This is a genomic window from Echinicola salinicaeni (assembly GCF_014280965.1).
GTDB lineage: Bacteria > Bacteroidota > Bacteroidia > Cytophagales > Cyclobacteriaceae > Echinicola > Echinicola salinicaeni.
In genome coordinates this window covers 135,179-159,820 of record NZ_JACODZ010000002.1, presented here as the reverse complement: position 1 = coordinate 159,820, position 24,642 = coordinate 135,179, and the positions used below count along the sequence as shown (strand labels likewise).

At 40.2% G+C, this 24,642-nt stretch carries 15 protein-coding genes; all 15 read right to left on the bottom strand.

Annotation, left to right across the window (positions count from 1 at the left end):
• Nucleotides 1-132: 132 nt before the first annotated feature.
• The 15 genes from H7U17_RS04165 to H7U17_RS04095 all read right to left on the bottom strand — a co-directional run bounded on the left by H7U17_RS04165 (nt 133) and on the right by H7U17_RS04095 (nt 24,461).
• The gene (locus tag H7U17_RS04165; RefSeq protein WP_186755174.1) at nt 133-930 is read right to left on the bottom strand and encodes a YoaK family protein; all 798 of its coding nucleotides are present in this window, start codon (nt 928-930) and stop codon (nt 133-135) included.
• Between the two features lie 2 nt (nt 931-932).
• The gene (locus H7U17_RS04160; RefSeq protein WP_186755172.1) at nt 933-1,409 is read right to left on the bottom strand and encodes a hypothetical protein; all 477 of its coding nucleotides are present in this window, start codon (nt 1,407-1,409) and stop codon (nt 933-935) included.
• A gap of 11 nt (nt 1,410-1,420) precedes the next feature.
• Nucleotides 1,421-1,927, bottom strand: coding sequence for an adenine nucleotide alpha hydrolase family protein (locus H7U17_RS04155; RefSeq protein ID WP_186755170.1), 507 nt, complete (start codon nt 1,925-1,927; stop codon nt 1,421-1,423).
• 84 nt (nt 1,928-2,011) lie between these two features.
• Complete coding sequence (locus H7U17_RS04150) at nt 2,012-3,397, bottom strand: sensor histidine kinase (protein WP_186755168.1); 1,386 nt, start codon at nt 3,395-3,397, stop codon at nt 2,012-2,014.
• Nucleotides 3,394-4,092, bottom strand: coding sequence for a response regulator transcription factor (locus tag H7U17_RS04145; RefSeq protein ID WP_186755166.1), 699 nt, complete (start codon nt 4,090-4,092; stop codon nt 3,394-3,396). The genes H7U17_RS04150 and H7U17_RS04145 overlap by 4 nt, the downstream gene beginning before the upstream one ends.
• Before the next feature lie 323 nt (nt 4,093-4,415).
• Nucleotides 4,416-5,879 (bottom strand): RagB/SusD family nutrient uptake outer membrane protein, encoded by a 1,464-nt coding sequence (locus H7U17_RS04140; RefSeq protein WP_186755164.1) that lies wholly within the window; start codon nt 5,877-5,879, stop codon nt 4,416-4,418.
• Between the two features lie 12 nt (nt 5,880-5,891).
• Nucleotides 5,892-9,278 carry a SusC/RagA family TonB-linked outer membrane protein gene (locus tag H7U17_RS04135; protein ID WP_186755162.1) on the bottom strand — a complete coding sequence of 1,129 codons (3,387 nt, stop codon included), beginning with the start codon at nt 9,276-9,278 and terminating at the stop codon, nt 5,892-5,894.
• Between the two features lie 164 nt (nt 9,279-9,442).
• Complete coding sequence (locus H7U17_RS04130) at nt 9,443-10,501, bottom strand: FecR family protein (RefSeq protein WP_186755160.1); 1,059 nt, start codon at nt 10,499-10,501, stop codon at nt 9,443-9,445.
• 9 nt (nt 10,502-10,510) lie between these two features.
• A complete protein-coding gene (locus H7U17_RS04125) occupies nt 10,511-11,131 on the bottom strand; it encodes an RNA polymerase sigma factor (RefSeq protein ID WP_186755158.1) in 621 nt (206 codons plus the stop codon).
• Nucleotides 11,132-11,446: 315 nt separating this feature from the next.
• Nucleotides 11,447-12,760 (bottom strand): Gfo/Idh/MocA family protein, encoded by a 1,314-nt coding sequence (locus H7U17_RS04120; RefSeq protein WP_186755156.1) that lies wholly within the window; start codon nt 12,758-12,760, stop codon nt 11,447-11,449.
• A gap of 222 nt (nt 12,761-12,982) precedes the next feature.
• Nucleotides 12,983-15,274: an FdhF/YdeP family oxidoreductase gene (locus H7U17_RS04115; RefSeq protein ID WP_186755154.1), complete on the bottom strand. Its 2,292-nt coding sequence runs from the start codon at nt 15,272-15,274 to the stop codon at nt 12,983-12,985.
• A gap of 328 nt (nt 15,275-15,602) precedes the next feature.
• Nucleotides 15,603-18,005, bottom strand: a complete 2,403-nt coding sequence (locus H7U17_RS04110; protein WP_186755152.1) for a glycoside hydrolase family 2 TIM barrel-domain containing protein — start codon at nt 18,003-18,005, stop codon at nt 15,603-15,605.
• A gap of 14 nt (nt 18,006-18,019) precedes the next feature.
• Nucleotides 18,020-19,591 (bottom strand): glycoside hydrolase, encoded by a 1,572-nt coding sequence (locus H7U17_RS04105; RefSeq protein ID WP_230981258.1) that lies wholly within the window; start codon nt 19,589-19,591, stop codon nt 18,020-18,022.
• A 62-nt stretch (nt 19,592-19,653) separates the two neighbouring features.
• Nucleotides 19,654-21,354: a RagB/SusD family nutrient uptake outer membrane protein gene (locus tag H7U17_RS04100; protein WP_186755150.1), complete on the bottom strand. Its 1,701-nt coding sequence runs from the start codon at nt 21,352-21,354 to the stop codon at nt 19,654-19,656.
• 11 nt (nt 21,355-21,365) lie between these two features.
• A complete protein-coding gene (locus H7U17_RS04095) occupies nt 21,366-24,461 on the bottom strand; it encodes a SusC/RagA family TonB-linked outer membrane protein (protein WP_186755148.1) in 3,096 nt (1,031 codons plus the stop codon).
• Nucleotides 24,462-24,642 lie beyond the last annotated feature (181 nt).

Sequence of the window (24,642 nt, the reverse complement as noted above, 5' to 3'; positions counted from 1 at the left end):
CGAAGCATCGAAGATTATAAGGAAAGAGGATTTAAACACTTCAAGTAATCGGAAAAATCTCTTAAAGAAGAAAGGAGCCAAAATATCTCCTCCTTTCAATCACATCAACTTAATTTAACAATAATAGCTGCTTTAAACTTTTTGCAGTTCATTTCTTTTGCCATTCCGCTTTTTATTCCTTCCATAGTAATGAATTCTTAAAAAGGGTTGGCTCGCGCTTACATACCTGGACACCCTCAATCTATAAAAATCATAACCTATAACCACCAATAGGAAAAGACATACAATATAAAAGACATTATAGGCAATATTTAAATAAATCAAACCTGCAGCAATTCCCCCTAAAAGGTAAGAAGACATAATAGTCACTTGCACTTTTGCCTTTTCTCTCAGCTGCTTATTCTCCCTATATTCCTTTTTGGTAAACATAGAAAACAACATCCCCAAATCTGTGGTAAGTCCAGTTAAATGGGTGGTTTTAACGGCTGAATTGGATATACTTGCTGTAAGTCCATTCTGTATCCCCATGGCAAAGAGCATCAGACCAACCAAAACCTCTGTTTCCACAAGGGATTCCTTATAATAAAACTGGATATAACTTCCCACAATCAAGAGACATATGATTTCCAGTATAATGGGAACTGAATGGGCCAAATAGGAATTGGTCTTATTGAAATTAATGATGATGAGGTTAGCCGTGAATCCTCCAAAAAAGAACAATAAGATCCAAGATGCTACTACTCCAGCTTGATACCAATTACCCTTTGCGATCTCTTCTGCCAATACTGCATAATGCCCAGTTACATTTGAAGTAAATGCAAAAAAGATGATCACGGAGATGACATTAACCATCCCTGAAGAAAAAGCTGTTAATGATCCCAGTTTGACGTTATCAGCCAAAGTTCGGCTATTACTAAATTTTCTTAGCATAACTATTGATTCATTATTTTCTTGAAAGTCATCTTCACTATCCCCCTGGCTTGTAGATCCGTATTGAAATGAATTTCCATGGTATCCTCTGTTAATTTCTGGATTTGGTAGTGTTCAATACTATCTGCATGACCAAATAATTTAAGTACATGCCCCCTTCCTTTCAACCTCCAGAAAAGGGAAGAACGCTTTCCGTTTTCACCCTCAAGACTGATTTTTCCATCTGGATAAAATTTCCAAGTTTCAGCCTCATGAAAGGCCAGCTCCCTACTTATTTCCTTTTTAAGTTGATCTGTAATGCTTTTAGATATGCCCCAGAACTCCTGACCACCTGTCTCATCGAGTTTTTCAAATTCCCATGAAACTTCCTTCCACTCACCCAATAATTTACTTTCAGGGCTTATATCATTGGCCATCAAACTAATGACCCCACTTGTCAGCAAGACTATAACCCCAAGATAAACAATAACCACTCTCATAGCAGCTAAGGTTATATGGATGACAATTGATTAAAGAAAATCCCGGAAAGCTCATCCCGTTCCTGTTTGAAATTTTCTCCTAGGCTCATCCATTTCACCTTAATTAAATTTGTAGAGGACTTATTGATAAAAGGCATCAGGTCAAAACTGCTTTTGTGCCTGGGTAAAAAATCATGATCTGCCAAAGCATAAATTTCATCTACCTCATTGGCTTCAATATAATTTTCAAAAGCTCTTTTATTATAACCGGAAAAAATATCAACTGATAGCTCAATTAAATTCGAATCATATTTGCTGATAAGCATCTGGCAGCTTGCCCGAAACTCCTTTGTTTCCAGCTCTTCCAATAATTTCTTCTTGGAAAACAGCAACAAATCCGTCATTGAGTCTGGCAACTCCAGACCATGCACCAACAGAATTCTCAGCTCACAGTCACCGTTAATACTGAGAGCTGATTTCACAATATTCAAGGATTTTACTGAAAAATCAGTAGGAATAAGTATTGTCTTTTTCTTCATCTTATTACTTTCAATGGATCAAGGTTAAAAATACTACCCAATCATTAGAACCATCTAAGGATAAGATTAAGATGAGATTAGAATTCACTTATTTAGTTGTGTTCCATAAACAGCCAAGTTGATCTTCACAGTAGTCCCTTTATTAGCCTCAGAAGAGACTTGCAAGTCTCCCTTATGGATCTTGACAATATTCCTTGCCAAGGGTAAACCAATTCCATAGCCCTCATAATTTTTGGTATTCGAGGCCCTGAAATAAGGATCATAAATATACTTGATTTCTTCCTTGGGTATGCCTATACCATCATCCTTGATGATAAGGATAATTTCTTTATCAGCCACCCCTAATGCTACGTGTACCGGTTTACCATCTGAATATTTACAGCCATTAAGAATGATATTGGATATGGCCAAATGCAAAAGTGCTTCATTGGCATTAACCTTCAACAACTCTGGGTGTTCCGGCAGCAGGCTGAAGTCTAAACAAACTTTATTAGATGGATTGATTTTCTCGCAAGTATCAATAACATCCAGTATCAATTGATCTATGCGGAGTTTTTTGAACCTCTGCCCTTTTCCATCAAAACCCGTCTGTGCCAAAAGTAAAAGCGCCTTGGTCTTTTTGTTTAGTTTTTCAGCGTCTTCAAGTATAGTCTGCAAGGAAATTATATATTCTTCAGGCTTCCTGATTTTGCTTAAGGTGACATCTGCTTCTCCAATAATGGAAGTCAATGGCGTATTGAGCTCATGGGAAGCATTGCTGATGAAGTTTTTCTGGGTTTCAAAGGAGGTTTCCAAGCGATTGAGCATGTCGTTGAAGGTCTGCGCCAACTTACTAATCGTATCATCATTCTCCTTAGGCGTTGAAAGGCGAAGATAAAGATTATCAGAACTGATTTCCTTCACTTTATCAATAATATCATTAATGGGCTTGATGATTCTACGAGAAAACATAATAGAAACCACCAAAATAATGATCAAGGCAATCACCAAAGAGGTAAACAACAAATTCCTCAAATAAAGGATATGATGGGTAATAAAATAGTTTTCAGCAGAAACTATGACAAGATAATCCTTATTCGAAGTAGAGGTATAAACGGTCCCATAGTAATAGGTCTTATTATCATTATAGTTGGCCTTACCTTCTGCCAGCACCTCCTCTAAAAAGCTCACTTTATAATTTGAAATATCATGGTCTAAAGGGAGGTTTCTCTTTCCTTCTAAAGGAAAAATACGAATCTCCTCATCCTGAAGTTCTTCCAAATATTCCTGTCGAAGTTCCTTGATAATATTTACATCACTTTCATGCTCTAGCTGAGACTTAGCCGTAGTAATCGCCCTTATTTCCAATCGTTTATAGAAATCCGTAAAAGCATAATTGGATATGGAATAGTAGATAAAACCACTATAAAGCAAAGTATAACTTACAAAGATGACAATTAGGACGTAAATAATCTTATTCTGCACTTTCATTCCCCTTCTTTTAAAACATAACCCATCCCAATAACCGTCTGTATCAATCGGCTACCACCATATTTTTCCATTTTTTTCCTTAGGTAATTCACATATACATCGACCACGTTCGTTCCCATATCAAAACCAATCCCCCACACTTCTTCCAAAATATCCATCCTCGAGAGTACCCTACGTTGGTTTTTAACCAACATCAAAAGCAATCTATATTCCGTAGAAGTCAAAGAAATATCCATACCATCCCTTAAAACCGTTTTGGACTCATCATCGATTTCCAAATCCGCAAACCGATAAATATGCTCAGCAGCTGGTTCTTCTGTAGCATTTTTGAACCTGGACCGCCTTAACAATGTCCTTACGCGGGCTTGTAATTCCATAAACTTAAAAGGTTTGGCCAAATAATCATCTGCTCCTGAGTCCAGCCCGAGCACCACATTTTCGGTACTTCCCAAAGCAGTCAAAAATAGTATAGGGGTATCCAACACCTTTGTCCTTATCTCCTTACACAATTCAAGGCCGTTAATGGAAGGCAACATGATATCCAGGATTATAAGGTCATAATCACCCTTCAGCGCTAAATCCCTCCCCATTTTCCCGTCCATTGCCAAAGTTACCTCATATCCAGACTCGGAAAGGCCTTTGTTAATAAAAGCACTTACGTGGCTATCATCTTCTACTAATAATATTTTCTTCAAAGTATTCTTTGTTAGGGTACTTATTTATTAAACCTATCATGACTATACCCAAAAAGCAGCTTACCAAGTTTTCTAATGGACATACCCACTAAAAATCTTTCCTACTTTCCTATAAGGAATAATTAAGACGGTTTAATAAGCCACCAAAATTAATATTGGGCAATATTAATAAAGAATTATCAAATAAAATCAGACGATAAAAACTTCTCAAGGGTTACCTTGTATATTCTAACAATTCCTTCTAATTATTTCATACTAAGACAAAAAAAAGGGTAGGGACTTTCGCCTCTACCCTTAGGTTTTTGAGTCTCAATAACAATTAATTAGTATCCATCATTCTGTACCAACATCTCATTGGCATCCAAAGCTGCTTGTGGAATAGGGAACAGAACATGCGTAGGTTTGGCATTGGTAATACCACGATCGATAGCAGAGGAAACAAATGTCCCCATTCTGATCTGATCTTCTCTTCTTTTACCTTCTGTGTAAAACTCCCAAGCCCGCTCATTAAGCAGATGCTCCCTTAGTTGCTCGGTGGAAGTAAAATCACTTAGTTGCAAATCTTCCAAATCTGCCCGATTCCTAACCATATTGATCAGATCAATAGATTCTTGGGTAGGCCCGTTAAGTTCATTGAGTGCCTCTGCCCTACTGAGGAGAATATCAGAATATCTCACTCCAGGCACATCATTACCGTGCTCATTTCCCAATCCATTAGGATCTGGCCAATATTTAAAAGATCTGGTATTATTATTATTCAACAAGGAAACCGTGTTGCCTTTTCCATTAATATAGCTGTCGATAATCAGGTCCATTCTCTTATCACCTTCCTCAAAAGAATTATAAAAGCTATCGTACAAGCGGTACTGAGCTGCCCAATTCCTCCATGAATTATTAAATGTCAAACCCGTCTTAGGGTCATTGGCAAATCCTCCTGGAAATGCTCCATTGATATAATTATTGCCCGGCCCATTGGGGATTTGTGGATAAGTAAGAATAAATTCTTGATTTTGCTCATTCTCCACCCTGAAAAGCATGGCATAATCAGGATATAAACTGTAATCTCCCATATCCATCACTTCTTCCGCCATATCAGCGGCCTTTTGCCATTGCTTGGTATTGAGGTAAAATTTAGTCAACAAAGCCCTTGCTCCCCCATTGTTAGCTCTTCCATAAGCTTGTTCGTCACCTGGGTTAGGCAAGTCAGGAATCACCGCCAGCAATTCTGATTCAATAAACTGTCGCATCTCTTCTTCTGATGGTCTGGCCAGATAAAGCTCATCCTCAGAACTCTGTCTCAATGGCACAGGACCAAACCAAGAGTGCAAATAATAATAACTCAAAGCCCTGATAAACCTCGCCTCCGCTGCATAAGTACGCTTCACTTCTTCACTGATATCCGCAGCTTGTACATTTTCAAGGACAACATTAGCATTTCGAATGGCCCGGTAAGGCTTAAGCCACATATCTCCGTACATCCAGCCTACAGACGCATCCCAGGTAAAGTTGATCATCAAAACAGCAGTACGGTTTTCTCCACCGCCTGTCTCCCATTCAATGTCCGTACACCACTCTTCGATATTTCGCACACTGTGATGAGAATAACCATTGAGATATCCGGCTGCATAGGCAGCATCCAAAGTTGATTTAATTCCTTCTTGAGTGGTCAAGAAGTTTCCTGGAGATAGCTGTGAAAACACTTCCTCGTCCAAGATATCAGAACATGCCGATGACAATATCAGCATGAGCAATAAAGCTTTATATTTTAATAATTTTAAAGTTTTCATATCTCCTCAAGTTTAAAATCCAAGTTTTACACCTAACAAAAACGATGTTGCTGTAGGGTAAGCATTATAATCAATCCTAATATTGGCATTGCCGTTTGGATTGACTGCAGGATCTACCCCGTCATAATTGGTGATAGTCCACAAATTGGTTCCAGTAACATACACCTGTGCAGAACGGAAGGTATTGCTCTGCAATATTGGGATATTATAATTTAAGGTGACGGTATTCAATCTCAAATAAGATGCATCCTGCACAGTGTAGGAATTAACTTCTTTCTGCCCTTGTGCAGTTGGGTTAACAAAAGAAGGATAAAGTGTAGAAGGATTTTCTGGCGTCCATCTGTTGAGATAAGGTTCTGCAAACTTGTTTCTTCTAAAGTTGATCGGGAAATAGGTGTCCACCAGGTTATTGTTCAACATGCTGATACCATGTACCCCTTCAAAGAAAACATATAAGCTGAATCCTTTGTATTCGAAAGTATTGGCAAAGGAATAGGCAAGCTCTGGGAAGGAATTCCCCAAGACTTCCCTATCGTCCGCATTGACCGTTTGGTCGCCATTGACATCCCTAAACTTCAAATCTCCTGGTGCGACATTGTCAGTGGTTTGATCAAAGTCATCACCTTCCTGCCAAACCCCATCAACTTGGTAACCATAAAAGGAATACATCGGTAAGCCCTCCTTGATAATCCAAATTTGGTTGGCAAATCCAGCACTTCCTCCAATGATTTGATCTACTCCACCAAGGCTGGTCACCTCATTTTTCACAGTTGCCAGATTAAGTGTTGTGGTCCAAGAAAACTCCCCATCGAAATTCACCGAAGTAATGGCTGCTTCAATACCAGAATTTTTCACACTACCTATATTGGTGATCCTATTGGTATATCCTGTAGAAGTAGGAATTGGTAGATAAAGGAGCATATCAAATGTATTCTTCCTGAAATAATCCAAGCTACCAAAAACCCTATCCCTAAACAGACCAAAGTCCAATCCGATGTCCCACTGCTCAGTAGTTTCCCATTTCAAGTCAGGGTTTGGAATACGCGCTGGCTGGGTGGTGGATACTTTTTGATCATTGAAAACAGCATCCGGTCCAGGAACGAAAGTACTAATGGAAAGGTAATTACCAATCTCCTGATTACCAGTCTGTCCCCAGCTGGCCCTGAATTTCAAGGTACTCAAGGTTTCCAAATCCTGCATAAAGGGCTCCTCATTCACCTTCCAGGCAAAAGCACCTGATGGGAAATAACCGAACTTATTGTTCTCTCCAAATCTGGACGAGCCATCTACACGAAGTGTTCCTGTAAGAAGGTACTTGTCCATCAAGGTATAGTTTACCCTGCCTAAATAAGAAAGTAAGCGGTTGGTAGCACGGAAACTATTGATATTAAACTGGGAAGGATCACCCAGACCTATATTGTCCGTTCCTGTAGCATCAGAAGGGAAACTCTTTCCATGACTGGTCGTATTGGCCCTAGCAAATTTCTGGGTGGTCACACCTGCCACTGCAGTAAGGTGATGATCATCAAAGGTCTTATCATAAGTGGTCGTCAGCTCCATCAAGTAATTGGACTGACGCTCTTGCAAGATCGTCGCAATCCCTCCATTGGCCAAACCGTCTTTTGTAGAACGATCGATATATACATCTCTTCTTTGATTGGTCACATCTGTACCAACATTCACTTTTACCGACCATTCTGGAAGAATTTTATAATCAGCATATGCCACTGCCATATTCCTATAACGCTCGATCATGGCATTTTTTCCATAGGCGATGGCCAGTGGGTTATCTATCGAGATAAAAGGAGAAATCCTATAGCGATCATCATCGCCATAAATACTCAATGTAGGATCAAAATTGTATGCAGCATATAGGGCTCCATTATTTTCGTTCACTCCAAAAGACTGTGCCGGTACCTGATCATTTTCACTGAAAGAGGCATTCATATTCAATCCCAATGTCAGACGATCTGAAAACTTGGTTTCCAGATTTAAGCGAGCACTGTACCTTTCAAAGGCAGAACTCTTCACCACACCTTCTTGGTTGAAGTAATTCAAAGCGGCAAAATAATTTGTCTTTTCATTTCCTCCAGAAAAAGAAAGGTTTTGATTGGTCACCGGTGCATTTGAACGGAAAAGCTCATCTTGCCAGTCGGTACCTCCATCCTCAATCACATCGACCATTTGATCTGCAATCCCACCGCCATCAGCGATGATATCATTCATGACCATTTGGTATTGCTCCGGGTTGAGGATATCCAGTCTTCTGGCCACATTTTGCACCCCTACATAGCCATCATAATTGATTCTCATCTGTCCTGCTCTACCTTTCTTTGTGGTCACCATGATCACTCCATTAGCACCACGTGCACCGTATATAGCAGTAGCAGAAGCATCTTTTAAGATTTCAATGGATTCAATATCATTAGGGTTGATTGCCGCCAAAGGATTGGTAGGCGTACGAACACTTGGATAGTTGCTACCTCCACCTGTAGTCATTGCGCTATTATCAATTGGCAAACCATCAATAACATATAACGGACCTGTTCCAGCATTTACCGAACTGGCACCTCGGATACTAATAGAGATTCCTCCTCCCGGTTCGGAACTGTTTTGTACCACGTTCACACCGGCGGCCTTTCCTTTTAGCAGTTGGTCCACTGAGGTATTAACTCCTTGATTCTGTTCATCTGATCTTAGGGAAACTACTGATCCTGTCAAATCGCTTTTTTTGACTGTTCCGTATCCAACCACTACAACTTCTTCCAAAGCTTGGGTATCTTCTTGCATTTCCACATCTATGATGGACTGATTACCTATTTCTATTCTTTCGGTCACAAAACCTATAAAGGAGAAAATCAACACCTCACCTTCTTCTACTTCGATTTGGTATTTGCCATCCAAATCTGTCACCGTACCTTGACCTGTACTTTCTACTTTTACCGTCACCCCTGGCATTGCGGCTCCTGTTTCGTCCACCACTGTTCCTGAGACCTTGATCTCTACTGCTTCAGCAATGGCCACAGCCTTATTTTGGGAATTGGCATTTACATGAATATTATCATTGATCTGCGTAAAACTTAGGCCTGTCTGACGAGATAGGCTAACGAGCAGGTCATACACAGTCCCTGAATGCGAAATCGCATTCAAACGTGTAGATGTATCGATATTATTGGCATCGAAAGTAAACCTAAAATCTGTTTTTCTCTCAATATCGTTGAAAACTGCTCTTAGGCTCTTATTTTCAAACTGTAGTTCCACACGAACATCTTCTATTGTCTTCCGTTGGGCATTGCTAGTATTGGCTAGCAGCACCGAACAGAATATCAGCTGTATGAGAAAGCCATATAAAACTCTCATGGACATCATTATTAGTTGTCTCAGTATTTTTTTTTCCATAGTTTTAAAATGTTTAAGTAGTAACTGCTTAAATATCCTGTCTGTACCGACCAAAGCATTGGACAGGAATAGAGTATGGCAGATGGAATTCTCACCGGAATTCTATCTGTCTCTTTGCTAACTAGAATTGTTTTTTTCCACCATAGTTTTAGGTTATTTTAGGGTTAATTTTTAATTAATTGTACTTTCTTTCCGCTGATTTTATATCCTATATTCAATGTTCTTTTTATTCCTTCAAGTACATTTTCAAGGGATTCATTATGGTATTCTCCTGAATATGCCCAGTTATCCTTGATCCCTTCATCAGCATCCACTACCACACCATACCAATCACTGATCTTTTGGATAACTTCTGATTTATTGCTGTTTTTAAAAATAAGTAGCTTATCTTTCCAAGCAGTAATTTCCCTTACATCAAAAGTGGCGATGGTAAGCTTTCCCTTTTCATTGATTTCCAGCATTTCTGAAGGATGTAGGATTACCTGATTTCCAGATTCATCCTTAACTTTTACCTTCCCACTAACCAATGCCACTGAAACATTACCCACATGGGTGTTTTTGACGTTAAAGGTGGTGCCCATGACTTCTATTTGGCTTTCACCCAAATCCACTATAAAAGGTCTATCCTCCTTCTCCACATCAAAGAAAGCCTCACCTTCAAGTTTTACCATCCTGAGGCTGTCAGAAAACTTCTCCATAAAACTCAGCTTACTGTTGGCATTGAGGTTAACTACTGAACCGTCGCCCATCTTAATGGTCGATTTGATCCCTGGAGGATTTTCGCGTACTTCCCATTTTATGGGAACAGGTACCTGTTCTTCTTCCACCCAATAAATATCGATGATCACCCAAGCACAAAAAATAAGTAAAATAGCTGCTGCTACTTTCTGTAAACCAAACAGACTTCTCCAAATAGACCTATTGTTTTGTCTCTTGTTTTTCTCTTTATGGTCAATCCTAGGCTCGGATTTCAACACATTCTCAAAAATCTCCAAATAAGCCTTGTCAGACAATGAAGGCTTATGCTCATAACTCATAGATCGAATAATGGAAGCGGCCTGTATCACCATATCGCTTTTGTCCCCATTTTCTGCTATCCACTTATCCCAAAAATGATTGTTGTTTCCCTTTGGATTCTTTACCCAAGAAATGAAATATTCATCGCCCAGAAAATCCTCCAGTTTATAATCTTTATATTTCAATATATTTTTTTCCTTATCCATGGTATGACATTAAAATGGATTAATGACTTCTTTCAAACTAGCAAGTGCCCGATATACTAGCTTTCTTGCTGATTTCACTTCATTAAAGCCCATCACTTCAGCGATTTCGCTATAACTCATCTCTTCTTCATAGAGTAAAATAAGGGCTTGACGCTGCCTCACCGTTAGCTTGTCTAGCGCTGTATTGATCATCCGTTTTTTCTGTTCTTGTGATTCGGACTCGATCATAATCGTTTCGGGAGATAGGGTAATATTGAAAGCCTTTTTATATTGGAGTTGGTCAGTATCCACCAGCATCCCCCGTTCTTTAAGTCTTTTGATGATTTCACATTGGATACATCTAAAAAGGTAGGACTTGATACTTTTGACTTCACCAAGCTTTTCTCGTTTCCTTCTTAGATAAATAAAAACATTTTGTATACAATCTTCCACGAGGTGGGAATCTCCGCAGAACTGGTATCCAAAAGAAAAAATGTCGGAAGCATAATTTTTATAGATATAATTAAAAGCAAATTCATTGCCCTTACAAAAGAATTTCCAAACCAGCTCATCTGGCATCTCTTGGTACTCCTTTTCTGTATACTTCCTTTGGGTCGAATCGGTTATTTCGGGTGATTTGATGGGTTCCATATCAAATTTTATTTTGGCAATACCGCCATCATACAGCATAAAGAGATAGAATTTAAGGAAAATAACCCCATGAAATCGAAAAAAAACATACCAAAACTAAAACATTTACACATTTTAAATATTGCAAACGTTATCTTTAAAAATCACTCAATAAACCACCCAATATTTCAACAAAACATCAACTTTTAAAACTTAATTTTTCAAGATTAAGTGTAAAACCATACAATAAGTAAAATTACATTGGACCGTAAGACACAAAAAAGCCTTGACAAAATGCCAAGGCTTATCCTATATCTGTCAACTAAAGGATAGTTTTTAAACCATTTTTCTATACTTATAACTCATCATTTTATTGGCATCCTTGTCTCCAATGAATTTTTCTTTTTTTGGATCCCAATCTAGATCTTTGTTCAAACGGTAAGCGATATTGGCAATATTGCCGATGGTTGCAGAACGGTGACCTATTTCCACATCACAATGAGGTTGTTTTCTGGACTTCATTGATTCCAAGAAGTTTTTATAATGGTCCCCATCGGGATTACCCAAACGAATATCATCAGCCTTCAACTGAATATCCTTAAGTGCAGCATTGGATGGATCCATATAGCTACGGCTTACATCAAGGCTTCCTTCTGTACCGATAAATCTAAGCCCAAAACCACGTCCAAAATCTTGGTGGATCATTTCGACACCATTCTCATAGTACATTTTAAGGCCTGTCTGAGGACTGGACACTCCCGATGGAGCAATAAACTTAACAGGTCCTGTGCGGTCCATGCCCAAGCCCCATTGAGCTATATCAAACATATGTGCCCCCCAATCAGTCAAAATACCTCCTCCAGTTTCATCAAAAAGCCTCCAATCAGGATAGGTTTCATTGACCGCTGGAGCAATTGTATGGTGATAGCCTAAAATTGGAGCTGGACCGCACCATTGATCCCAATCCACCTCTGCAGGCAAAGGTTCTTTTGGCAAATCATATGGCCGGGACGGTGCCCCCACTTGAACCAAAACTTGCTTGACCTCACCAATATATCCGTTTCTTACTAACTCACAGCCCTTGATAAATCCATCCCAAGAACGCTGCATACTGCCTGTCTGTACCACCCTTTTGGTTTTTCTGGAAGTGTCCACCATTTTGATACCCTCATCTATTTTTAGGGTAAGTGGCTTTTCACAATACACATCCTTCCCCGCCTTCATCGCATCAATAGCATTTAATGCATGCCAATGGTCTGGGGTAGCTATAATGACTCCGTCTATGTTTTTATCTTCAAGTAATTCCTTATAGTTACTGTAGGTAATAACATCCTGAGGCTTCACTTTCACATCATGCTTGGCATATGCTTCAGCAACAAAACCTTTGAACCAGTCTCTCTTGGTGCTCCACACATCTGCTCCCGCCACGATACGTGCTCCTTTTTGGCCTGAAAATGCATTGCTAAGAATTCCTCCTTGTTTACCTAGGCCAATTACGCCAAGGTTGATCATATCACTAGGAGCTGTGTATCCCGCTCCAAGTACGTGTCGTGGCACTATAGCTATTCCTCCCAAGGCCAGTAAGGAAGATTTCAAAAAATCTCTTCTGTCGGACTTTTTTAGTCCCTTGGATAATTTATCATCATTCATTTCAATAGGGTTATTGTTAATTATTCTACACTTTATACGAAATTGAAAAATAATATAAGGCTAAAATTAAAATTGAAAGTATAAACCTACACAAAAGGCAAAATTACTTGATAAAAAGGGTAATATTTTCAGGAAGAAAACCTCGCCAACCTCTCTTGCTATTTTCACATCCTACAAACAGTTCAAATACTGGGTGAATACTCATGATAGCTTCTAACTATTCTATACAATGTCCACTTCAATAGATTTGCTGATGGGGGTATGACTTTTATCTGCATAATGATTATTTGGAACCAAAACATTGGTTTCTGGAAAATAAGCTGCCAGGTTTCCCTTCGGGATATTATAAGGAGCTATCAAAAAGTTTTTGGCCATTCTTTCAACACCATCGTAGTTGCTCACCAAATTGACTATATCCATCTTTTTCAAGCCCAATTCCTCAATGTCGATTGGATTAATAAACAAGACCCTCCTTTCATTGAAAACACCTCTATAGCGATCATCCAAACCATAAATTGTGGTGTTAAATTGATCATGAGATCGGATGGTCATCAATAAAAACCGTGCAGAGGTCAACTGATGATTTGGGAGCCTACAAACACTAAACTGGGCCCTTCCATTTGGCAGCATGGAAAAATCACCCATTCTGGCATTGTTTGGCAAATCAAACCCAGCCCCTTTTGACCGATCAGAATATTGCTCAAATCCCTTGAACATTTGGGAGATTTTGGTTCTAACCAAATCATAATCCTTGCCCAGTGCTTCCCAGTCAATACTTGAGTTCGATTGGAAATAGGCTTGGGCTATTTGACTGACGATTTCAGTTTCACTTTTAAGCTTTGATGAATGAGGGGCCAAATTCCCCATGGATCTATGCACTCTACCCATGCTATTTTCCACAGTTACATACCTTCTATGACCATCCTGCACATCCAGCTCTGTCCTGCCCAAAGTCGGCAAGATCAAGGCTGTCTTTCCAGTGACAACATGGGTTCTGTTCAGTTTTGTACTGATGGAAACAGTCAATTCACAATTTTGAAGGGCCTTTGCAGTATACAAGGTGTCAGATGCTGCAGAGAGGAAGTTGCCTCCCAAAGCGACAAAAACCTTGGCTTGCCCCTCATACATGGCTTTGATCGACTTCACCACATCCAAGCCTTCCTTTTCTGGCGGATTGAAACCAAATACCCGTTGAAATGCATCATTGAGATTTTTGGAAACATGATGGGTAATTCCTACGGTCCTGTCACCCTGAACATTGCTATGCCCCCTTACAGGACAGGTGCCGGTACCTTTTTTGCCAATGCTTCCCTTGAGCAATAACAAATTCACACAAGCCTTGATATTATCCACTCCATTTTTGTGCTGGGTAAGCCCCATTGCCCAGCAAACCACGACCTTTTTCCGCTCCACCAATAGCTCAACTGCTTTTTCCACCTCTGCTTCAGGAACTCCACATAATGCTAAAAGCTCTTCTTCGCCGTATTTTTCAAGGTCTTGCTTTAGTTCTTCAAAACCTTGGGTGTTTTTTTGGATAAATTCATGGTCAACTATCCCTCCTACCTTTTCATCCCTTTCAATCAGTTTCTTAATTAAAAGGTTGAGCAAGGCTACGTCTTGATTGATTTTCACCTGCAAGAATAGATCAGTAATGGCCGTCCCTCCACCCAAGACCCCTGAAAATTCCTGAGGATTTTTAAAGCGGATCAAACCAGCTTCCTCCAATGGATTTACTGCAATGATCTTTCCTCCATTTTCCTTACATTTTTCCAATGCTGAAAGCATCCTTGGGTGATTCGTCCCAGGGTTTTGGCCAATGACCATGACCAGTTCTGCCTCATATAGATCCTCCAAGCTTGCAGATCCCTTTCCTATACCAAGTGTCTCTGTGAGTGCCACGCCACTGGATTCATGGCACATATTCGAACAATCAGGCATATTATTGGTACCAAAACTTCTGGCAAACAGGCCATATAAAAAAGCAGCTTCATTACTAGACCTACCAGAAGTATAAAAAACCGCCTCATTGGGGTCTGTCAGAGAATGTAAGTTCTCAGCGATCAATTCGAATGCCGCTTCCCAAGAAATAGGTTCATAATGGTTTCTGCCTGGCCGAAGCACCATTGGTTCTGTAAGGCGACCACTTTTCCCAATCTCATAGTCTGTCCAAGTAGAAATCTCGCTAATGGAATGTGCCTTAAAAAAATCAGGCCCGACCGTATGAGTGGTGGCTTCCTCAGCGATGGCTTTGACTCCGTTTTCACAAAATTCCCCTAAAGAAGATCGTTTCTTTGGATCAGGCCAGGCACAGCCTGGACAGTCAATACCTTCTTTTTGATTAAGCTTGGAAAGGGTAGCTATTGATCTTTTGAGCCCCATTTCCTTCATTGCGTGCTCCAAGGCCACCTTTACAGCCGGAATGCCCGCAGCATATTTTTGAGGGGTAGTAATTCTACCTCCAATAACATCATCAGGTCCAATAAGGGAAATCTTAGCTCGATCGTCTTTGTCCATTTTCTTGAAAAGTAAGCCTATTAATAGCAATTAATATTGCTAATCCCAAGTTAAGATTATTTGAATTGAAAATACACTTGAAAAATTAACCTGAGCCATAATAAGAAATAATCATGCATAATGACCCACTTTTCCAGGAATATAATGTTGGTTATTTCTACATTATAAATCCTCTGAATTTATAATGGATATATTAACTAATGTATCAGCTTGGATATTGAAAAAACATATAAACAACTAAGTACTGACAGTTTTTGACAATCAATTATACAAAAAAAGCTGCCTGTAATCAGACAGCTTTTTAATCTCAATAAACCCATTTTGTTATTTACTTCATTTTTAATCTTACTGGCTTTAATCCTTTGGTACTGATTTTTGTTTTTGCTTCGCCCTTAACCTGAATATAGGCCCTCAGCCTTCCCTGATAGGTCTTATGGTGATCAGCACGGTAATCCTCATGACTGCTCAAATCACCACTCTCCAGTCCCAACAGTTTCGCTGATCCATCAAATTCAAATTGAATATCTCTGTCATCGGAAAACACCCTGTTTCCATCTTTATCCTGAAACTCAATATCCATCAATACAATACCACTTTCTCCCTCATCAAAACTAACTGCCAAATGATCTGTCTTTCCGGGACTATTGATTTTATAAGTAGCTACCTCTTCTCCATTATTAAAGCCCACAGCCTTCAAGGTTCCCTTCTCAAATATAACTGGCCATCCTGGCATTCCCTCTGAAGAATATTCTATAGCTTTTCTCCCGAGGGATTTACCGTTTAGCCACAATTCTACCTCATCAACATTGGCATAGACAGCTACCCATTTTTCTTCTCCATCCTCACCAGTCCAGCTATCCTGAATTCTCCTACGTCTGTGTACATTTTCCTCCTTTTCTGTTACCCCCATATAGACCATGGGAGTGTCATTCCATAAACTCTTCCTGAAATAAAAATCAGGCTTAGGATAGCCAGCCATATCAATGATTCCAGCCCCACTACTCCTCACCGGCCAAGGTCTGGCTTCACCTAAAAAGTCAAATGCCGTCCATAAAAACTGGGAAGCAATAAACTTATTCTCTGTCACGGCCTGCCAAGCAGACAAGGCATCTCCATTTTCACTACCATAAATCACGCGATCTGGATAGGCTTCATGATCTTCTTGATATCGGTACTCTTGATAGTTATACCCAACAATATCCAATGCTTCCGGATAACTGGTATGGTTGGACATGGTCACTCCAGCCAATGCAGCGGTAACTGGCCTGGTAGTGTCTGCAGCCTTTACTGCTGCCACCAATCCCTCTGCCAGAGGTCCCAACTGAGAGGCCGGCGGATTAGCTTTTTGATACCCTTTACCGTAAATCTGAGGATTCCTACCTTCATCCAAAACCGGGTGACTATAAGGGTCATTTGGATAGTCAATTTCATTCCCAACACTCCACATGATAATAGAAGGATGGTTTCTCGATCTTAATACCATGTCCTGAACATCCCGATGTCCCCACTCTTCAAATGCATCATAAGAACCGTCATTGCCTGGCGTACCCACATTCCAGCCTTCTATCCATTTATTCTTGCCCCTTTCCCACTCATCAAAGGCCTCATCCTGTACCAAGAAGCCCATTTCATCACACAAGTCATAAATATAATCTTGATGAGGGTAATGACTCATTCTAATTGCATTACAGCCTAAATCCTTTAACGTTTCTAAGCGCTTTGCCCAAACAGCCTTTGGTACAGCCGCACCAAATGTACCTGCATCATGGTGTATGCATACTCCTTTGATCAACATATTCTCACCATTGAGAAAAAAGCCTTCATTAGCATCAAAACGAATACTTCTAAATCCAACTTGGTCCACATATTTATCGAGTAGCTGACCATCAGTCCAAAGACTCACTTCCAGTTTATATAAATTTGGATCATCAGGAGACCATAGTTTTGGTCGATCCACCTCCATATACAATGCTTCATGGTTTTCATCTCCCGCAGGAACAAATGAACCAAATTCTGTCGCGGCTACCTCATTGGAAGCATCCAATAATCGGGCCTTTATTTGTACAGCAGTAGTCTTCTCATCGTTACTTTTAATATCAACCTGGACCTTTACCATGGCTTTCTCACTGCTCACCTCAGGCGTACTGAAAAACACGCCCCAAGTTTTGAAGTGAATAGGTGATTTGGTAATCAGATAGACATTTCTATAAATACCTGAACCAGTATAATACCTTGAATCTGCATATTCACTGTGATCAACCTTGACAATTATCTCATTCTCGGTGGGCTTAAGATATTGTCCTATTTCATAGAAGAATGAAATAAATCCATTAGGCCTTTTACCTAGATAATGACCATTGATCCACACCTCACTGTTTTTATAAACCCCATCGAAATAAAGTTCATATTCTTTGTCATCCTCCAATGTTTTAAGATCAAACCTCTTCCTGTACCAGCCAATACCTCCAGGCAAGAACCCTGTACCGCTGGCCCATTCACTACTAAAAGGACCTTCTACTGACCAATCATGGGGCAAGGTGATGGATTTCCATGGGAGTTCATCGCCAGAAGCAGCTTCAAGAGCTCTAAGGCTTGTAATATCATCAGCTTTAACAAATTCCCAATTGTCATTAAATAATACCTTAGCTTGCTCTTGACCAAAAAGCAGCGGACAATTACAAAAAAGAAATAGGACGAATAAAAGGGTTATATGCTTCAGGTTATTTAACACGGTTACAATGAGTTTTAGGGTTTAGAAACAATAGTCATGATTGACCTAGCAGGAATAAGCAATTTACCGGATTGCTCTTCCTGTTCTACTGGGGTCAAATCCATGTCCTTATTGGTAATATAATATTTTGGATCCTCTAGGACTGAACCATCAAGGGTCAGGGCCACATCAGCTTCCTTATTGGCCGAATTGATGATAACATAGACTACCTCCTCTTTGTCTGGATGTTGATAGGCAGACACTAACAAATCAGGAGATTGGTTGGACCTTCCGGCAATGGTAGTTTCAATCCTTTGATAACCCGGACGGATAAAAAAGCTATAATTTCCAAGTGCCCATAGCATTTTGCTTTCATAATAGTTACCATCTTGCTTTTGATAGTCGATATATACCAAGCCATCTTTATAATCATAAGGTGAAACCCCCAACCACCAATGCCAGGCACTTGCATTGGATACAGTAAGGTCGTTATGAATCACCCTGGCCATGTACAAGGCAGGATCAATGCCCAAATCCCTACCAGAGCCATTAATTTCCCCAGCATTATCACCTAAAATGCAGTATTCACTCATCCAAAAGTTCCTGCCCTCCATTCCTTCCAATGCAGTCTTTACCTTATTTCTAAGCTGTACAGCCACTTCATAAGGAGAAGTAGTAAAATAACTATGCCCAGAAATAGCATTGCCCATATGGCTTAAATCCCCAATATAATTCTTGGAAGAAGCATCAAAAAAGTCAGCTACTTGTTGCCCTCTACCTTCTTTATCTGCTTGCTCATACAAATAATTGATTTTTCCTGCTTCAGCTATATCAATCTTGGTTTCCAAATTTTCAGCCGCCAATGCATCATTTAAGGCCCTGGCAATTCCTGCTATTTCATTATTCCAAAACGGTGTACCTTCCTGGCCACCATCCGACCAGTCCCATTGTGGCTCATTGACCGGACTGATATAATCTACCTTCAGGCCTTTTTCCTGCAGGCCTTTGATCACATTGGTCAGGTATTCACCAAAGTCATCATAATTTTCAAAATCCAAATTGGATTGACCATTTTCTGCATAGGCCTTACCTGTTCGTGTCATCTGGACTGGTGGACTGTTGGGAAATACCAACAGGTGCTCTACACCAAACTCCTGGGCAGCTTGGGCAAACCAAACCTGTCCAGCCTGCTTTTCCCAATCATAAGTCCCATCACTGTTGAGGAAGGATTCTGCTCTACGCCATTCATCTCCAATTCCACTTTGTTCTCCTTGCTCAGCACTTCCTGCGCCAATATTAAAACGCCATAAGGACAGTCCAATACCTTTTGGTTGTCCTGTCTCATCTCTTTGCTGACTAAATAACAATTCAGCAATATTTCTTTTTTTCTCCTCCGGCCATAAACCTACAAACTGACAAGACCAAGCATCTGAAGCACCAAAATGCTCCACCCTCTGATAGGCAACTGTCGTATTTGCGTCAATACTGACTACTTCCTTACGCTCAGGATCTACTTGTTTTTCTCTACCCTCTGAATTGCAAGAAGAGATAATCATGCCTATGGCAAAAAGGCAAGCATAAAGACTCCAATTCTCTTTTTTCATCATAAATTCTTCTCCCTTGAAAATAGGAAAAAGAGAAACCAATATGGCTTCTCTTTCCGAATAAATTAATTATAACCAGGGTTTTGATCAAGCTGGTTATCAGATGCCAAGATCTCTGATCGAGGAATTGGTAACCAATAATGTCTATCCATAAAACTTTTGCCTTCCAAGGCTATCTTACGCTCATAGCTAAGTGTACCATCCGCTGCTTTGGTGATATTTATACCATAAGCAGGCTCATTCTCTTCCTCATCAGCAATCATCCATCTTCTCACATCATAATAGCGGTGCTCTTCAAAAGCCAACTCAATCCTTCGCTCATGACGAATTCTCTCCCTCATTTCATCTTGGCTCAGACCAACTGGCAATGCTGGCATTTCTACACCAGAACGGCTTCTGATGGCATTGACAGCATCATAAACACTGGCATCTGGCCCTACTGCTTCATTTTGCGCTTCGGCATAATTCAATAGCATTTCAGCGTAGCGGAAATAAATCCAGTTTTGTGTCCCTGCTACTTCCCAAGGATTTCTAATTGGCAATTCCTCATTGATAAATTTCCTCAAATAGTAGCCACTCTTCGTAGTATTCCAGTTGGAAGGCCCATCCTGGCTATCTCTTCCTCCCGGAAGGAAAGTTTCCACTTGGCGATCGCGATAATCTGCACCATTATATAATATGGTCTCATAAAACCTTGGATCTCTATTTTCATAAGGAGCACTCGCTTGGGCTTCATTGTCCCAACTAAAAGGAGTACCATCCATCATCTCATAGTCATCTACCAAGTTCTGCAAAGGAACATTCCCCCCCCAGCCATCATAGCCATTTGGACCATTGGCAATTTCAAGTGCCGTATGACGGGCATTGATATTATAATAGCGGGCAAAAATAATTTCCTCATTACTGTTTGGAGTAAGAAATAACTGACTGTAACCTCCTTGGTAAAGGCTATACTGCTGCAAATCCATCACTGCTTTTGCAGCATTTGCCGCTGCTTGCCACTTTTGGATATCATTACTTCCATCTGTATACAATGGACTGGCAGCATACAATAACAACCTCGACTTCAAGGCCAAAGCAGCTCCTCTTGTGGCCCTTCCTTCCTGCCAAGTCCCATCATTCACTAATGGCAAACCTGCTGCTGCAGCATCAAGCTCTTCCACTACATAATCAATCGCGACTTGCTTTTCCACTCTATCATAGAAAGATGGGTCTGTAAAATCTTCTCCTAATTCAGGAACACGATCCCCCATCATCACTACATCTCCGTAATTACGGATAAGGTCGTGGTATCGGAAAGCTCGGATAAACCTCAATTCTGCAATCAAACGATCTTTACCTGTTTGGCTCATATCTAATTCACTGATATTGGTCAAGGCATAGTTACATTCCCTAATACTGCGATATGAACGACCCCAAAATGTACCGGCAATCCCCGTGTTTTCAGGAGAAAGCTGACCTTGCTGAATAAACCAGGTATTATCGTCATTATTATAAATGGACTCATCAGTCAATGAACTCCAAAGTGCATATTCAAAGCCACGCCCAAATCCTGGCTGATAGGCATCACCTTCTTTATTGGTCAACCTAGTGCCCAAATAACGATTAATGACATAGGCTTCAAACAAAGTGGAATCAGAAAGAATGGAGGCGTCGGAGACCCTGTCTGTAGGAACAATGTCCAGAAAGTCTTCTTTACAACCGACCAGTAATGAACCGATCAGTGCAATGACCATAAATGGTTTGATGATATAGTTACTTTTCATTTCGATCGGAATTAAAATTGAATATTTACACCCAGGTTAATGATCTTTTGCTGCGGGTAGAATTGTCCACTTTCGCTGGATCCTTCTGGATCATAATCTTTTACACCTGTAACGGTTAACAAGTTAAATGCATTGGCATACACCCTTAGGCTACCAAGAGAGTACTTATCCAAAAAGCTTTGAGGAAGATTATAGCCGATCTGAATATTTTTCAATCTGGCAAAGGTGGCATCATTCAACCAGAAATTATTTCGGTAAAGCCCTCCACTTACAGCAGAAGAAGCCCTTTCACTTACTCTTGGAAAGCTCCCTTCGGTATTGGTAGGGCTCCAACGGTTATCTGCCCAGCTGCTATAGAAATTCCCTACAGTACCTGACTCTGGCAGTACATACTGGTTAACCTGACTTTGTCCTGAGATGACTGCAGAGAAATCAAAATTCTTATACTCTGCATGCAGGGTCATACCAAAAGTAATTTGAGGAATATTTCCGTATTTGGAACGGGTCATATCATCTGCGGTGATTTCCCCATCACCATCGTAATCTTCATAGATCAAGTCCCCAAGCTGTGCACCAGGCACATGAGGATAGTTGTCCAAATCCTCTTGGGTTCTAAAAATACCAATGGCGTTGTACAGTAAATAAGTATTCATCGGGCGACCTGTCTGACGCTGGTAATCCAACACCCCTGCTGCTTCATCGATGAACAACAATTCATTTTTGGCATAGGTAAAGTTTCCAGACACTCCATAGGTAAATTCACCTTTGCTGTTGTTATAACCTAAAGTGGCTTCGATACCTTGGCTTTTCACCTCTCCTATATTTTCTGCAGGAACTAAAGTTTCTCCATCATAAGGGTTCACTATACCTGAAGTACCTGGAATAGAAGCATTTCTAGTGGTCAATATTTTACTTCTGTCTTGTCGGAAATAAATAAATTCAGTGGTAAAGTTCTGTAACCAAACTGCATTGAATCCAATATCGGTTTTGGTAGCTACCTCCCAGGTAATATTAGGGTTACCCAATCTTGTCAAATCAATCCCTGTTACCACTTCATCACCGATCACATAACGGTTATTAAAGGAGTAGTTATCATAATATTGGAATTGTCCCACATTATCATTTCCTAGCTTACCATAGGATGCCCTTATTTTAAGATCATCGAAGAATCCTACATTATTACGGAACCAATTTTCTTCTGAAATCCTGTAACCTGCGGACACTGAAGGGAAAAAACCATATCGTTCACCAGAAGGAAAGTTAGAAGAACCGTCTACCCTCATTTGTACTTCAGCAAGATATTTTTCCTGAAAATTATAGGCTAAACGACCAATATAACTTTTTCGGGTATAGTTATAGCTGCTACCCCAGTTGTCATAATCGGATGCTGCGGCACCTCCCTGAGACAATTCAGGTGTTTCTGTTGTCGGAAAATGCAGTCGGGAAGCCCCCATGGTATGGGTTCTGTTTTCACTCTGTTCATAGCCCACAAATGCATCCACAAAATGATCTCCGAAATAATGCTTAAAGTTCAGTTTGATATTGGATACCATCATGGATTGGGTATAATGTTCTTCAGAGAGTGTAGCCTGTTGATCAGGACCTCCTCCTACTACTACTGGATTGTAAGCATCCGAACCTGAATCATAGTTATAGAGTGTATAAGGTGTACTGAATGTCCTGCTTCTATTGGAGCTTTCGTCAACAGAGAAGAAACCATCCACAGATAGGCCCTCAAGGAAAGGCAAATCATAACTGGCCCTCAAAATCCCGTTAAACACATATTTCGGATTTTGTGTTAAACCGCCTGCTTCAGTTGCCATCATCACAGGATTACTGTTCTCAATACCTGAAGAAGGCAGTCCATTTGGATAAACGGCAGATACGGTAGGATAAGCACGGTAAATAGATCTAAATATCGATCCTGCACTTGAAGTTGGGAATTGACGATCTTCTTTTCTACCAGCTAGGGAAAGACCTACAGTAAGTCTGTCAGTAATGTCTGCATCCAAGTTGGTCCTAAAGCTATATTGATCGTATCGGGTTGCTCCATCTTTATATAAACCATTTTGGCCAGTTTTACCCAACGACACAAAATAATTCACTGATTCTGATCCACCACGAACACTTAAATTATGTTGATTTTGTAATGCTACATTGTTCAGCGCAGCCGCTGCCCAATCTGTATTTGGGTAATTCAATGGGTCCGAGCCATTGCCAAAAAGTCCCAATTGCTCCTCGGAATAAATTTGGTTGAGTCCCCCATCTGGGTTATTATAATAGGCAATTTCATTCCTAATCTGTCCATAAGTCACAGCATCAGCCATCTCCGGCATCCTTGTAGGTGAGGAAAAGCCTTGGTTAAAGCTATAAGAAATGACTGGCTTGCCTTCTTGGCCTCTTTTGGTAGTTACCAAAATCACTCCATTGGCAGCTCTGGAACCATAAATCGCAGCAGATGCATCTTTCAATACAGATACGCTCTCTATATCATTTGGATTCAAACGCTCCAATCCTCCTATCTGTCCTGGGACACCATCAATCACCACCAATACATCATTATTGCCAGTAGTAGCCAATCCACGGATATTAAAACTGGACCCGTCATACCCTGGCTCTCCACCCCGGTTATTGGCAATAATTCCTGAAAACCTACCTGCGAGTGAATTGGAGACGTTTGGCTGGGGACTGTTTTGTAAATCCCTACCATCTACTTGGGAAACAGAACCGGTCAAAGTAGCTTTCTTTTGCTCACCATAGCCCACTACCACTACCTCATTGAGAGATTGCATGTCTGGCTGAAGATTTACTTCAATAGCACTTCTACCATCCAAAGTAATTTCCTGTGACTCATACCCGATAAAGGAAACTTTTAATACAGGATTTTCTGATGAAATAACTAATTTAAAATTACCGTCCAAATCGGTGACGGTTCCATTGGAAGTTCCCAATACAAGTACAGACGCACCTGGAAGTCCAATACCGTTCTCATCGAAAACTTGGCCATTTACTTGTTGCTGACCAAAAACATTAGGCACTGTGCACAGCATTAGAAAAACTAATGACATGCAAAAAAGCCATAATTTGGCTTGTAATTTTGTTGGCATGTTCTTTTAGGTTAATTGTTTATAATTCTTGATTTAAGTTTCGATGCCCAACAGGCTTTTCCTATTGCATCAAATACTTAAGCAATTTTCGGAATTGTATTAGATTGAGAGGGGATATAAATCAGCAAACTATGGGGTATAAAATGGCCAAATGATGTTTATTTTCGATTTTATTGGCATT

Bases quoted from the DNA above. Each gene is read 5' to 3' on its own strand.
- H7U17_RS04095 (WP_186755148.1), bottom strand. From the start codon at position 24,461: ATGCCAACAAAATTACAAGCCAAATTATGGCTTTTTTGCATGTCATTA.
- H7U17_RS04165 (WP_186755174.1), bottom strand. From the start codon at position 930: ATGCTAAGAAAATTTAGTAATAGCCGAACTTTGGCTGATAACGTCAAA.
- H7U17_RS04155 (WP_186755170.1), bottom strand. From the start codon at position 1,927: ATGAAGAAAAAGACAATACTTATTCCTACTGATTTTTCAGTAAAATCC.
- H7U17_RS04125 (WP_186755158.1), bottom strand. From the start codon at position 11,131: ATGGAACCCATCAAATCACCCGAAATAACCGATTCGACCCAAAGGAAG.
- H7U17_RS04120 (WP_186755156.1), bottom strand. From the start codon at position 12,760: ATGAATGATGATAAATTATCCAAGGGACTAAAAAAGTCCGACAGAAGA.
- H7U17_RS04100 (WP_186755150.1), bottom strand. From the start codon at position 21,354: ATGAAAAGTAACTATATCATCAAACCATTTATGGTCATTGCACTGATC.
- H7U17_RS04140 (WP_186755164.1), bottom strand. From the start codon at position 5,879: ATGAAAACTTTAAAATTATTAAAATATAAAGCTTTATTGCTCATGCTG.
- H7U17_RS04105 (WP_230981258.1), bottom strand. From the start codon at position 19,591: ATGATGAAAAAAGAGAATTGGAGTCTTTATGCTTGCCTTTTTGCCATA.
- H7U17_RS04130 (WP_186755160.1), bottom strand. From the start codon at position 10,501: ATGGATAAGGAAAAAAATATATTGAAATATAAAGATTATAAACTGGAG.
- H7U17_RS04150 (WP_186755168.1), bottom strand. From the start codon at position 3,397: ATGAAAGTGCAGAATAAGATTATTTACGTCCTAATTGTCATCTTTGTA.
- H7U17_RS04160 (WP_186755172.1), bottom strand. From the start codon at position 1,409: ATGAGAGTGGTTATTGTTTATCTTGGGGTTATAGTCTTGCTGACAAGT.
- H7U17_RS04135 (WP_186755162.1), bottom strand. From the start codon at position 9,278: ATGGAAAAAAAAATACTGAGACAACTAATAATGATGTCCATGAGAGTT.
- H7U17_RS04115 (WP_186755154.1), bottom strand. From the start codon at position 15,274: ATGGACAAAGACGATCGAGCTAAGATTTCCCTTATTGGACCTGATGAT.